Annotated in this window: 9 protein-coding genes, 2 tRNA genes and 2 rRNA genes; 7 read left to right on the top strand and 6 right to left on the bottom strand. The window is 52.4% G+C overall.

The window, feature by feature from the left end; translation table 11 throughout:
- Positions 1-45 precede the first annotated feature (45 nt).
- The 5 genes from RHM61_RS08540 to RHM61_RS08520 all read right to left on the bottom strand — a co-directional run bounded on the left by RHM61_RS08540 (position 46) and on the right by RHM61_RS08520 (position 6,497).
- A 23S ribosomal RNA gene (locus RHM61_RS08540) occupies positions 46-2,921 on the bottom strand.
- A 411-nt stretch (positions 2,922-3,332) separates the two neighbouring features.
- A tRNA-Ala gene (locus tag RHM61_RS08535) sits at positions 3,333-3,408 on the bottom strand.
- Positions 3,409-3,548: 140 nt separating this feature from the next.
- Positions 3,549-3,625: transfer RNA gene (locus RHM61_RS08530), tRNA-Ile, on the bottom strand.
- A 96-nt stretch (positions 3,626-3,721) separates the two neighbouring features.
- A 16S ribosomal RNA gene (locus tag RHM61_RS08525) occupies positions 3,722-5,265 on the bottom strand.
- The 16S and 23S rRNA genes sit together here with 2 tRNA genes alongside, the layout of an rRNA operon.
- A 455-nt stretch (positions 5,266-5,720) precedes the next feature.
- Positions 5,721-6,497, bottom strand: a complete 777-nt coding sequence (locus tag RHM61_RS08520) for an enoyl-CoA hydratase (RefSeq protein ID WP_322250692.1) — start codon at positions 6,495-6,497, stop codon at positions 5,721-5,723.
- An 85-nt stretch (positions 6,498-6,582) separates the two neighbouring features.
- Here RHM61_RS08520 and RHM61_RS08515 point away from each other — a divergent pair, with 85 nt between their 5' ends.
- Positions 6,583-6,729, top strand: a complete 147-nt coding sequence (locus tag RHM61_RS08515; RefSeq protein WP_322250691.1) for a hypothetical protein — start codon at positions 6,583-6,585, stop codon at positions 6,727-6,729.
- 7 nt (positions 6,730-6,736) lie between these two features.
- On the opposite strand, the gene apaG is transcribed toward RHM61_RS08515, so the two are convergent.
- Complete coding sequence (apaG, locus tag RHM61_RS08510) at positions 6,737-7,111, bottom strand: Co2+/Mg2+ efflux protein ApaG (protein ID WP_322251072.1); 375 nt, start codon at positions 7,109-7,111, stop codon at positions 6,737-6,739.
- Between the two features lie 126 nt (positions 7,112-7,237).
- Here apaG and rpe point away from each other — a divergent pair, with 126 nt between their 5' ends.
- The 6 genes from rpe (at position 7,238) to trpC (ending at position 12,867) form a co-directional block, all read left to right on the top strand.
- Positions 7,238-7,903, top strand: a complete 666-nt coding sequence (rpe, locus tag RHM61_RS08505; protein WP_322250690.1) for a ribulose-phosphate 3-epimerase — start codon at positions 7,238-7,240, stop codon at positions 7,901-7,903.
- Between the two features lies 1 nt (position 7,904).
- Entirely contained in the window at positions 7,905-8,609 is a 705-nt protein-coding gene (locus RHM61_RS08500) for a phosphoglycolate phosphatase (RefSeq protein WP_322250689.1), read from the top strand.
- Between the two features lie 355 nt (positions 8,610-8,964).
- Positions 8,965-10,461: an anthranilate synthase component I gene (gene trpE, locus RHM61_RS08495; RefSeq protein WP_322250688.1), complete on the top strand. Its 1,497-nt coding sequence runs from the start codon at positions 8,965-8,967 to the stop codon at positions 10,459-10,461.
- Positions 10,462-11,034 (top strand): aminodeoxychorismate/anthranilate synthase component II, encoded by a 573-nt coding sequence (locus RHM61_RS08490; RefSeq protein ID WP_322250687.1) that lies wholly within the window; start codon positions 10,462-10,464, stop codon positions 11,032-11,034.
- Positions 11,031-12,062, top strand: coding sequence for an anthranilate phosphoribosyltransferase (gene trpD, locus RHM61_RS08485; protein WP_322250686.1), 1,032 nt, complete (start codon positions 11,031-11,033; stop codon positions 12,060-12,062). Before RHM61_RS08490 ends, trpD begins: the two co-directional genes overlap by 4 nt.
- 4 nt (positions 12,063-12,066) lie before the next feature.
- Positions 12,067-12,867: an indole-3-glycerol phosphate synthase TrpC gene (trpC, locus tag RHM61_RS08480; protein ID WP_322250685.1), complete on the top strand. Its 801-nt coding sequence runs from the start codon at positions 12,067-12,069 to the stop codon at positions 12,865-12,867.
- Positions 12,868-12,918: the final 51 nt, after the last annotated feature.

Genomic DNA, 12,918 nt, shown 5'->3' with positions numbered 1-12,918 from the left:
AAACACTTCATATACTCACTCGTAGCCTATACCTGCTAAGGTTATAGGGACAAGCCTTACGGGCAATTAGTACTGGTTAGCTTAATGCATTACTGCACTTCCACACCCAGCCTATCAACGTCCTGGTCTCGAACGACCCTTTAAAGAGATCTAGTCTCTGGGAAGTCTCATCTTAAGGCGAGTTTCCCGCTTAGATGCTTTCAGCGGTTATCTCTTCCGAACATAGCTACTCGGCAATGCCACTGGCGTGACAACCGATACACCAGAGGTTCGTCCACTCCGGTCCTCTCGTACTAGGAGCAGCCCCCTTCAAACTTCCAACGCCCACGGCAGATAGGGACCAAACTGTCTCACGACGTTTTAAACCCAGCTCACGTACCACTTTAAATGGCGAACAGCCATACCCTTGGGACCGGCTACAGCCCCAGGATGTGATGAGCCGACATCGAGGTGCCAAACTCCCCCGTCGATATGAACTCTTGGGAGGAATCAGCCTGTTATCCCCAGAGTACCTTTTATCCGTTGAGCGATGGCCCTTCCATACAGAACCACCGGATCACTATGTCCTACTTTCGTACCTGCTCGACTTGTCAGTCTCGCAGTTAAGCACGCTTATGCCATTGCACTATCATCACGATGTCCGACCGTAATTAGCGTACCTTCGAACTCCTCCGTTACACTTTGGGAGGAGACCGCCCCAGTCAAACTGCCTACCATGCACTGTCCCCGACCCGGATAACGGGCCAAGGTTAGAACCTCAAATAAACCAGGGTGGTATTTCAAGGATGGCTCCACGCAAACTGGCGTCCACGCTTCTAAGCCTCCCACCTATCCTACACAGATCGATTCAAAGTCCAATGCAAAGCTACAGTAAAGGTTCATGGGGTCTTTCCGTCTAGCCGCGGGTAGATTGCATCATCACAAACATTTCAACTTCGCTGAGTCTCGGGAGGAGACAGTGTGGCCATCGTTACGCCATTCGTGCAGGTCGGAACTTACCCGACAAGGAATTTCGCTACCTTAGGACCGTTATAGTTACGGCCGCCGTTTACTGGGACTTCAATCAAGAGCTTGCACCCCATCATTTAATCTTCCAGCACCGGGCAGGCGTCACACCCTATACGTCCACTTTCGTGTTTGCAGAGTGCTGTGTTTTTATTAAACAGTCGCAGCCACCAGTTTATTGCAACCCCTTCACCCTTCTGCCGCAGGGCAGTCAAGCTACAAGGGCGTACCTTATCCCGAAGTTACGGTACCAATTTGCCGAGTTCCTTCTCCCGAGTTCTCTCAAGCGCCTTAGAATACTCATCTCGCCCACCTGTGTCGGTTTGCGGTACGGTCTCGTATGACTGAAGCTTAGAGGCTTTTCTTGGAACCACTTCCGATTGCTTCATGCACTAGTGCACTCGTCCCAACCCCTTGAATTCCGCGCCCGGATTTGCCTAAGCGCCTTCTTTGAGCCAGAAACCGACTATTCCAACAGTCGGACAACCTTCCGCGATCCGTCCCCCCATCGCATCATACGACGGTGCAGGAATATTAACCTGCTTCCCATCAGCTACGCATCTCTGCCTCGCCTTAGGGGCCGACTCACCCTGCTCCGATGAACGTTGAACAGGAAACCTTGGGCTTACGGCGTGGAGGCTTTTCACCCCCATTATCGCTACTCATGTCAGCATTCGCACTTCTGATACCTCCAGCATCCTTTACAAGACACCTTCGCAGGCTTACAGAACGCTCTCCTACCATATCCATAAATGGATATCCGCAGCTTCGGTGTATAGCTTAGCCCCGTTACATCTTCCGCGCAGGACGACTCGATCAGTGAGCTATTACGCTTTCTTTAAAGGGTGGCTGCTTCTAAGCCAACCTCCTGACTGTTTTAGCCTTCCCACTTCGTTTTCCACTTAGCTATACTTTGGGACCTTAGCTGGCGGTCTGGGTTGTTTCCCTCTTGACACCGGACGTTAGCACCCGATGTCTGTCTCCCTTGCTCGCACTCGTCGGTATTCGGAGTTTGCAATGGGTTGGTAAGTCGCGATGACCCCCTAGCCATAACAGTGCTCTACCCCCGACGGTGATACAAGAGGCACTACCTAAATAGTTTTCGGAGAGAACCAGCTATTTCCAAGTTTGTTTAGCCTTTCACCCCTACCCACAGCTCATCCCCTAATTTTTCAACATTAGTGGGTTCGGTCCTCCAGTGCGTGTTACCGCACCTTCAACCTGGCCATGAGTAGATCACTTGGTTTCGGGTCTACACCCAGCGACTGATTCGCCCTATTCGGACTCGATTTCTCTACGGCTTCCCTATGCGGTTAACCTTGCCACTGAATGTAAGTCGCTGACCCATTATACAAAAGGTACGCAGTCACGGAACAAGTCCGCTCCTACTGTTTGTATGCACACGGTTTCAGGATCTATTTCACTCCCCTCCCGGGGTTCTTTTCGCCTTTCCCTCACGGTACTGGTTCACTATCGGTCGATATCGAGTATTTAGCCTTGGAGGATGGTCCCCCCATGTTCAGACAGGATTTCACGTGTCCCGCCCTACTTGTCGCAAGCTTAGTTCCACATTGATGATTTCGACTACGGGACTATCACCCTCTTTGGTCGCACTTTCCATTGCGTTTGTCTATCAAAAATGCTAAATCTTGCAGGCTCTTCCCATTTCGCTCGCCACTACTTTGGGAATCTCGGTTGATTTCTTTTCCTGTAGCTACTTAGATGTTTCAGTTCGCCACGTTCGCTTTGCATACCTATGTATTCAGTATGCAATGACCTTACGGCCGGGTTTCCCCATTCGGAAATCTGCGGATCAAAGTGTGTTTGCTCACTCCCCGCAGCTTATCGCAAGCTACTACGTCCTTCATCGCCTGATATCGCCAAGGCATCCACCATGTGCACTTAGTCACTTGTCCCTATAACTTTAGCTTCTGGCGTCTCGTTTCATTGCTGAAACCAGGTTCATCGCCAGAAAGCGGTTATAGTTCTTTACTACTTATGAGTATTACTTTAGCGTTTGCCGTATCTCAAGAATTTATTTTTTTCTAAAACTGCCTTTCGGCTGCTTTTGATCAAACTCTTTTTAATACATTGTTTGTTTCGATACAATCATAACCCTTCCATAAATTATCCAGCATGACTGTCGTCATACCGAACGACAACATCTTCCGATGTTATCCTTTACAGAAATAATTTGATTATTTCTACTTTACTTCTTCTAAATTGTTAAAGAACGAGATACTACTTATTACTCTGACTTTCGCTTTGAAAGATCAAACCTAAATCTCTGCGTCTTACTCATTCGCTGACTTAGGTTTGCTATTTCTTGGTGGAGGATGACGGGATCGAACCGACGACCCCCTGCTTGCAAAGCAGGTGCTCTCCCAGCTGAGCTAATCCCCCTCTTACACCTCATTAAGCTACTGCGCACTTCAATCTTCAATCTCCGATGCTCGTCGTACCGAAGTGCGACTGCGCTTCTCGATTGAACCTTGAAGCGCTCGCTACGCTTTCTGAGGCATAACTAAACTTTGATTAATTCTTGGTGGGTCTGGTTGGGCTCGAACCAACGACCCCCGCGTTATCAACACGGTGCTCTAACCAACTGAGCTACAGACCCTTACAGGTTACTGCCCGATGATTCCGACAAAACCATTTCTCGTTATTTAATTTAACAGTCAATAAAAGTGAACACTCAACTACGGCGCTACTCTAGAAAGGAGGTGATCCAGCCGCACCTTCCGATACGGCTACCTTGTTACGACTTCACCCCAGTCACGAACCCTGCCGTGGTAATCGCCCTCCTTACGGTTAAGCTAACTACTTCTGGCAGAACCCGCTCCCATGGTGTGACGGGCGGTGTGTACAAGACCCGGGAACGTATTCACCGCGACATGCTGATCCGCGATTACTAGCGATTCCAACTTCATGCAGTCGAGTTGCAGACTACAATCCGGACTACGATACACTTTCTGGGATTAGCTCCCCCTCGCGGGTTGGCGGCCCTCTGTATGCACCATTGTATGACGTGTGAAGCCCTACCCATAAGGGCCATGAGGACTTGACGTCATCCCCACCTTCCTCCGGTTTGTCACCGGCAGTCTCATTAGAGTGCTCACCTTAAATGTAGCAACTAATGACAAGGGTTGCGCTCGTTGCGGGACTTAACCCAACATCTCACGACACGAGCTGACGACAGCCATGCAGCACCTGTGTTACGATTCTCTTGCGAGCACACCTAAATCTCTTCAGGCTTTCGTACATGTCAAGGGTAGGTAAGGTTTTTCGCGTTGCATCGAATTAATCCACATCATCCACCGCTTGTGCGGGTCCCCGTCAATTCCTTTGAGTTTTAATCTTGCGACCGTACTCCCCAGGCGGTCTACTTCACGCGTTAGCTGCGTTACCAAGTCAATTAAGACCCGACAACTAGTAGACATCGTTTAGGGCGTGGACTACCAGGGTATCTAATCCTGTTTGCTCCCCACGCTTTCGTGCATGAGCGTCAGTGTTATCCCAGGGGGCTGCCTTCGCCATCGGTATTCCTCCACATATCTACGCATTTCACTGCTACACGTGGAATTCTACCCCCCTCTGACACACTCTAGCCATACAGTCTCAAATGCAGTTCCCAGGTTGAGCCCGGGGATTTCACATCTGACTTATATAACCGCCTGCGCACGCTTTACGCCCAGTAATTCCGATTAACGCTTGCACCCTACGTATTACCGCGGCTGCTGGCACGTAGTTAGCCGGTGCTTATTCTTCAGGTACCGTCATTAGCACGCTGTATTAGAGCATGCCGTTTCTTCCCTGACAAAAGAGCTTTACAACCCGAAGGCCTTCTTCACTCACGCGGCATTGCTGGATCAGGCTTGCGCCCATTGTCCAAAATTCCCCACTGCTGCCTCCCGTAGGAGTCTGGACCGTGTCTCAGTTCCAGTGTGGCTGGTCGTCCTCTCAGACCAGCTACTGATCGTCGCCTTGGTAGGCTTTTACCCTACCAACTAGCTAATCAGATATCGGCCACTCCATGAGCATGAGGTCTTGCGATCCCCCACTTTCCACCTTAGTGCGTATGCGGTATTAGCGTAACTTTCGCTACGTTATCCCCCACTCTAGGGTATGTTCCGATATATTACTCACCCGTTCGCCACTCGCCGCCAGTCCGGGTTACCCCATTCCGCGCTGCCGTTCGACTTGCATGTGTAAGGCATGCCGCCAGCGTTCAATCTGAGCCAGGATCAAACTCTTCAGTTTAATCTCTGTTTTTGTGTTCATTTCTGAACTCTGTCGTTGCCGACAGATCGCTCACTCAAAATACTGACAGTTCCGTCACTCATTGCTGAGCGACTTTCCTATTATTTATTTCTTGTGAAGCATTTGATATTTTTTAAGCATGCCGACTAAATAAATTTAGTCGGTGCGCTTTCATCAAGTGCTCACATTTATTGACTGTTAATTGTTAAAGAACCGTATTCTTTTCCGCTTCCTCTTGCGAGGTTTGCTACGAAGCGTTGTGTTCGTCAGCAGCAGAGAAACGAGATTATGCAGTACTTACCGGCTGCTGTCAATACCCTGTTTTACTTGACGCCGTTTTATTCAAACATTGTCGGGGTAAGACGCTTGCCTTGTTGCTATCTCGCTGCACTCGTCAGCGGGAGTCGGACTATAGCAAGTCGCTTACTCATACGCAAGTCTTTCAGCTAAATTATTTACTTATTTTTAAACACGGCCGGACGTTTCTCCATGAAAGCCTGCATTCCTTCCTTCTGATCTTCAGTGGCGAAGCTGGCTTGGAACAGGCGACGCTCGAAATGCACACCTTCGGACAAACTGGTTTCATAGGCGCGATTGACGCTGTCTTTAATCATCATCACCATCGGCAAAGACATCGACGCGATCGTATTAGCGGCAGACAGCGCTTCTTCCAATAGTTTCTCCACCGGCACGATGCGCGATACCAAACCGGCACGCTCGGCTTCGGCCGCATCCATCATGCGCGCCGTCAGGCACAGGTCCATGGCTTTCGATTTTGAAATCGCGCGCGGCAAGCGTTGAGTACCACCGGCACCAGGCATGGTACCGAGTTTGATTTCCGGCTGACCGAACTTGGCATTCTCGGCCGCGATGATGAAATCACACATCATTGCCAACTCACAGCCGCCGCCCAGGGCATAACCGGCCACTGCTGCAATCACGGGCTTACGTATCTGACGGATCGTTTCCCAATTACGCGTAATGTAGTCTTCCTTGTAAGTGTCCATATAGCTGTAGTTCGCCATGGCGGCGATATCAGCACCGGCGGCAAAGGCTTTTTCACTACCGGTGATGACGATACATTGCACGCCTTCATCGGCATCGAAATGTTTGAGTGCCACGCCGAGCTCATTCATCAATTCATCATTGAGAGCATTCAATGCCTTCGGGCGATTCAAGGTAATCAGGCCGACTTTGTCTTTGGTTTCTACCAAGATGCATGCGAATTCCATGGGGACTCCTATATAGTATGGATAATAGTAAGGAAAAATCGAATTAACCGTCGTACTGACATCTGTACGGCAAAGGACAAGAAATATGTGGCTATTAGCATTAGAAGCCTGCGGCGCACTGAGCGTATTGATCTTCATCGTCTGGTGGACGATGTATTGCGGGCGCAAACCTGATCAGTCGGCGCACAAGGAAGAACAAGAACAACTGCACGACCCGGCAAATCGGGAATAGCCCAAGCTCAGTGCAAAGTGCGCGGAATCGAAAGCACGAACTCGGGAATCTCGACTTCAAACCGATGTGCATCTTCGGCCACGCAAAAATACACCCCCTTCATCGAGCCTTGCGGGGTCGCGAGCGAACTGCCACTGGTGTATTCAAAGCTTTGCCCGGGCGGTAAAAATGGCTGATGGCCGACGACTCCCAGCCCCTTCACTTCTTCCGCATGGTTTTTGGCATCGGTAATGAGCCAGTGACGCGAAATCACTTGGGCTGCAACCGTTCCGGTATTTTTGATCGTGATTGTGTATGCAAATACATAACTGCCGCGATCAGGCTCTGATTGTTCGGGTAAATACTTTGTCACGACGGTGACACGCATTTCATAGGCGGCCATAGGGAAAACCTCTTTCACTGACTTCATCAAGTAATCTCCTATTGTGCCAGAGCTTGCGCAAGACTGCGCGGCTTGGCTGCGGCAAGCGGAGTAAAATAGCGTATCTTTTTTTGCCAGGCCTCAATCATGACTACTTACCGCATTGCCCCAAGCATACTTTCCGCCGATTTCGCCCGTCTCGGCGAAGAAGTTCGCCAAGTCGTCGCCGCCGGTGCCGACATGATTCACTTCGACGTCATGGATAACCATTATGTGCCGAATCTGACCATCGGCCCGCTGGTCTGTGCGGCCATCCGCCCGCATGTGCAGGTACCGATTGATGTGCATCTGATGGTCAAACCGGTCGACCGTCTGATCCCGGATTTTGCCAAAGCCGGGGCCAACCTGATCAGCTTCCACCCGGAAGGCTCGGAACATATCGACCGCACCCTGCAACTGATTCGCGACCACGGTTGCCAAGCCGGGCTGGTACTCAACCCGGCTACGCCTTTGCATGTACTCGAGCATGTGATGGACAAACTCGACCTGATTCTGCTCATGAGCGTCAATCCCGGCTTCGGCGGTCAATCATTTATCCCGCATACCTTGAAAAAAATCGCTGCAGTACGCCGTCTCATCGATGATTCCGGCCGCAGCATCTTGTTGCAAGTCGATGGCGGGGTGAAAGTCGACAATATTGCTGCCATCGCCGCCGCCGGTGCCGATACTTTCGTAGCCGGCTCCGCTATTTTCGGCCAAGCGGACTACCATGCCGTAATCGCCGCCATGCGCAGCGAATTGGCCGGAGTCTGAGATGCCAACGGCGCGCACCAACAGTTTGAAGCAGCAGATACAAGCGGTCATCATTGACCTCGACGGTACCATGCTCGATACCGCAGCCGATTTTCTGCTGGCCATCAACCTGATGCGTGCCGAATTCACGCTCGCTCCCTTGGCTTTGGAAACCATCAAAGTCATGATCGGCAAGGGATCGGAACATTTGATACAACAAGTACTGGCGCTCGATTTCTCTGCGACCGAAAGCGCACAGCACTTCGACGCCGCGCTGGCCGCGTATCAGCGCCATTACCTGCAAGTTAACGGTAGCGCCGCGACACTTTACCCCGATGTGGTCGCCGGTCTGCAAGCCATGCGGGGGCAAGGCCTGCGTCTGGCTTGCGTCACCAACAAGCCCCTGGCGTTTGCCAAACCTTTGATGGAACAACAAGGTTTGGCAGAGTATTTTGAGCTAATCTATGGCGGCGACTCGTTTACTCGCAAAAAACCAGACCCCATGCCTTTGCTGGCAGTTTGCACACAATTTGCTCTGTTACCGGCACACGTGCTGGCTATCGGCGACTCGAGCAACGACGCCGAGGCGGCGCGTGCGGCCGGTTGCCCGGTCTGGACGGTACCGTATGGTTACAACCACGGTCTGGCTATACAAAATATTCAAAGTGATGGTATAGTCGAAACCTTGTTGCAAGCAGCAAGACTGCTGGCGATAAAAATTCATTAATTATTTCACCTCATTCCACTCACGAATGCATCTCGATAACAAATGTCCCTTAATGACACCAGGCGCCTTTGAGGCCTGGCTTTGGCGACGCTGGCAATTCTCCTGACCCAGAATGCCGCGAGTGACCGCGCATACCCTGCGCACTTACTCTCGTTTGTTATACCAATATACCAATCTGTTACATCCGTCGCTATCCCCGACCCGCTGTTGTTGTGCGCTTGCTCAGAACTGTATTTGACAAGCGTGTGCCACTGGCCCGTGCCATGCCTGACGGCTGAACTGAAAATGACTATTTGCCCAGCCTTACCAGGTGCTCATTTATCGTGCGGCAGACTTGCCGTACAAGGAAAAACTCATGACTGAACTCGAATTTACTTCACTCTGTGCGCAAGGCTATAACCGTATTCCCATGATTGCGGAAGCCTTCGCTGATCTGGAAACACCGCTGACCCTGTACCTGAAACTGGCACAAAGCCAGCATGCTGGCAAAAATACGTTTTTACTGGAATCGGTGATGGGGGGCGAGCGTTTCGGCCGCTATTCCTTCATCGGTCTGCATGCCCACACCTTGGTGCGCAGCTTCGGTCGGCGCGTCGAAGTGGTACGCGATGGCGTAGTCAGCGAAAGCTACGAAGGTAATCCGCTTGATTTCATTGCCGAATTCCAGAGCCGCTTCAAGGTGGCATTGCGTCCGGGCTTACCGCGTTTCTGCGGTGGCCTGGCCGGTTATTTCGGCTATGACACGGTACGCCATGTAGAAAAAAGACTGGCAGCCAGCGCCCCGAAAGATGATCTGGGCTTACCGGAAATTCAATTGCTGCTGACCGAAGAGCTGGCCGTGATCGACAATGTATCGGGCAAGCTATACCTGATCGTGTATGCCGATACCAGCCTGCCGGAAGCTTGGTCGAAAGCGCGCCAGCGCCTCAAAGATTTGCGCGCGATGTTACGTCGCAGTGTCGATGCGCCGGTGACGTCGGCTTCGGTACGCACCGCCGAGATCCGTGATTTTGCCAAGGAAGATTATCTGGCGGCTGTACTTAAGGCCAAGGAATACATCATGGCTGGTGATCTGATGCAGGTGCAAATCGGCCAACGTATCAAAAAACCGTATGTCGATTCGCCTTTGTCGCTGTATCGTGCGCTGCGCTCGCTCAATCCATCGCCATATATGTATTTCTATAATTTCGGCGACATGCAGATCATCGGCGCATCGCCGGAAATTTTAGTGCGCAACGAAACCCTCAATGATGGCAGTAAAAAAGTCACTATCCGCCCGCTGGCCGGTACCCGTCCGCGTGGTGCCACGCCGGAACGCGATGCCGAATTAGCGCGCGAACTGCTGGCCGACCCGAAAGAAATCGCCGAACACGTGATGCTGATCGACCTGGCGCGCAATGACATCGGCCGTATCGCCACCACTGGCAGCGTCAAAGTGACCGACCAGATGGCGATAGAAAAATATTCGCATGTCCAACACATCGTCTCCAATGTCGAAGCCAATTTACAGCCGCAACTATCGAATCTCGATGTGCTCAAAGCCACCTTCCCGGCCGGCACACTCTCTGGTGCGCCGAAAGTACGCGCCATGGAGTTGATTGATGAACTGGAACCGATCAAGCGCGGCATTTATGGCGGTGCCTGCGGCTATCTGTCGTTCGGTGGCGAAATGGATTTGGCCATCGCTATTCGTACCGGCGTGCTCAAAGATGGCATGCTGTATGTGCAAGCGGCGGCTGGCATTGTCGCCGACTCGGTGCCGGAAATGGAATGGCAAGAAACGGAAAACAAGGCGCGCGCGGTATTGCGGGCGGCGGAACAAGTGCAAGACGGACTGGATGGAGAAATTTAAATGCTGCTGATGATAGATAACTACGATTCATTCACTTACAACCTGGTGCAGTATTTCGCCGAACTGGGCGAAGACGTGCGCATCTTCCGCAATGATGAAATCAGCATTGCCGAGATCGAAGCCATGCAGCCTGATCGCATCTGCATTTCGCCAGGACCTTGCACACCGCATGAGGCCGGTATTTCGATGGCGGTGATCGAACAATTCGCCGGTCGCTTGCCGATTCTCGGTGTGTGCCTCGGTCATCAAGCGATCGGTGCAGCCTTCGGCGGTAAGGTAATTCGTGCCAAGCAAGTCATGCATGGGAAAACCTCAGTAATTGCCCACACCGGCGTCGGCGTCTTCAAAAATTTGCCTAGCCCTTACACCATCACGCGCTACCATTCGCTGGCCATCGAGCGCGCCAGCCTGCCGGACTGCCTGGAAGTGACCGCTTGGACGGATGATGGCGAAATCATGGGCGTGCGTCATAAGCAATTCGACTTGCAAGGCGTACAGTTCCATCCTGAATCGATCTTGTCCGAGCATGGCCACGCCTTGCTGAAAAACTTTTTGACTGGAACCGCAGCATGACTATCTCTCAACAAGAAGCGCTGACGCGTCTGATCGAACATCGCGAAATTTTTCACGATGAAATGCTGTATCTGTTTCGTAAATTAATGGGCGGTGAATTATCACCCGTGATGATCACGGCCCTGACCATGGGTTTGCGCGTAAAAAAAGAAAGCATCGGTGAAATCACCGCGGCCGCCCAAGTGATGCGTGAGTTTTCGACCAAGGTACCGATCGCTAATACCGCCAATATGATCGACATCGTCGGCACCGGTGGCGATGGGGCGAATACCTTCAATATTTCGACCGCCTCGATGTTCGTTACCGCCGCCGCCGGCGCGCGCGTGGCCAAGCATGGTGGCCGCAGCGTGTCCTCGTCTTCCGGCAGTGCCGATGTGCTCGAAGCGCTGGGTGTTCACATCAACCTCACGCCCGAGCAAATTGCACAATCGATAGCCCAAACCGGTATCGGCTTCATGTACGCACCTAACCATCATGCGGCCATGAAGCATGCGGCACCGGTGCGACGCGAACTCGGTGTGCGTACCATTTTCAATATCCTCGGACCACTGACCAACCCGGCCGGCGCACCGAATATTTTGATGGGGGTATTTCATGCCGATCTGGTGGGTATCCAAATCCGCGTGTTACAACGCCTGGGTGCCCAGCATGCGCTGGTAGTCTGGGGCCGCGATAATATGGATGAAGTGTCGCTCGGCGCGCCGACCATGGTGGGTGAACTGGTCAACGGCGAGATTCGTGAATACGATATTCATCCCGAAGATTTCGGCCTGCCCATGGTTTCCAGTCGCAATCTGCGGGTGGCTGATGCGGCCGAATCGCGCGCCAAAATTCTCGACGTGATGAACAATGTGCCCGGCGCTGCCACCGATATCGTCAGCCTCAATGCCGGTGCGGCGCTGTATGGTGCCGGTATAGCCGAGTCGATTGCCGACGGCGTGCTGCGCGCTCAGCAAGCAATCGCTTCCGGGGCTGCGAAGGCGAAACTGGAACAATTCATCCTGGTCACCCAGCAACTCGGAAAATAATACGATGTCTGACATACTCAAGAAAATCTTGGCGGTAAAACACGATGAAGTCGCCGCCGCGAAAAAATACCAATCCTTCCTCAGCTTGCGTGGCGAAGTAGAATCGGACCACGCCGCCCGCGCCGAGTTGCGCGCATTCGAAGCCGCTCTGCGCAGCAAAATTGCAGCCGGCCAGCCGGCCGTGATCGCCGAAATCAAAAAAGCCTCACCCTCAAAAGGCGTGATCCGCGCCGATTTTCAGCCGACCGAGATCGCCGCCAGCTATGCGCAACATGGTGCCGCCTGTTTGTCGGTTCTCACCGATATCAATTTCTTCCAAGGTGCCCCCGAGTATTTGCAGCAAGCGCGCGCCGCCTGTAGCATCCCGGCGCTGCGCAAGGATTTCATGATCGACCCCTACCAGGTCTATCAGGCGCGCCAATGGGGGGCCGATTGTATTCTGCTGATCGTCGCCGCGCTCGATCATGGTTTGATGGCGGAACTCGAAGCCTGCGCCCATGAACTCGGCATGGCGGTCTTGGTCGAAGTACACGATGAGCAAGAATTGACGGCCGCGCTGAAACTGAAGACGGCCCTGCTCGGTATTAATAACCGGAATTTGCGCAGCTTTGAGGTCAGCCTCGACACCAGCTTGCAATTGCTGAAAAAAATTCCCGCTGACAAACTCGTCATCACCGAGTCGGGCATCGTCACTCCCGATGATGTGACGCGCATGCGTGACGCCAATGTGCACGGTTTTCTGGTCGGCGAGAGCTTCATGCGCGCGCCCGATCCTGGTGTCGAACTGGCGCGCTTGTTCTTCTGAACGCGCGTCAATGCAAAAAAGCCCTTGCCGCACGCTGCGCCAAGGGCTTTT

It is taken from the genome of Undibacterium sp. CCC3.4, from assembly GCF_034347425.1.
Classification (GTDB): domain Bacteria; phylum Pseudomonadota; class Gammaproteobacteria; order Burkholderiales; family Burkholderiaceae_D; genus Undibacterium.
Note: the sequence above shows the minus strand (reverse complement) of the source record. Positions and strands in the feature narration are given on the sequence as shown.

Excerpts from the sequence above, each read along its gene's own strand:
- rpe (WP_322250690.1), top strand. The coding sequence starts at position 7,238 with ATGACTACTTACCGCATTGCCCCAAGCATACTTTCCGCCGATTTCGCC.
- RHM61_RS08500 (WP_322250689.1), top strand. The coding sequence starts at position 7,905 with ATGCCAACGGCGCGCACCAACAGTTTGAAGCAGCAGATACAAGCGGTC.
- trpD (WP_322250686.1), top strand. The coding sequence starts at position 11,031 with ATGACTATCTCTCAACAAGAAGCGCTGACGCGTCTGATCGAACATCGC.
- trpC (WP_322250685.1), top strand. The coding sequence starts at position 12,067 with ATGTCTGACATACTCAAGAAAATCTTGGCGGTAAAACACGATGAAGTC.
- apaG (WP_322251072.1), bottom strand. The coding sequence starts at position 7,111 with ATGGCCGCCTATGAAATGCGTGTCACCGTCGTGACAAAGTATTTACCC.
- RHM61_RS08490 (WP_322250687.1), top strand. The coding sequence starts at position 10,462 with ATGCTGCTGATGATAGATAACTACGATTCATTCACTTACAACCTGGTG.
- trpE (WP_322250688.1), top strand. The coding sequence starts at position 8,965 with ATGACTGAACTCGAATTTACTTCACTCTGTGCGCAAGGCTATAACCGT.
- RHM61_RS08515 (WP_322250691.1), top strand. The coding sequence starts at position 6,583 with ATGTGGCTATTAGCATTAGAAGCCTGCGGCGCACTGAGCGTATTGATC.
- RHM61_RS08520 (WP_322250692.1), bottom strand. The coding sequence starts at position 6,497 with ATGGAATTCGCATGCATCTTGGTAGAAACCAAAGACAAAGTCGGCCTG.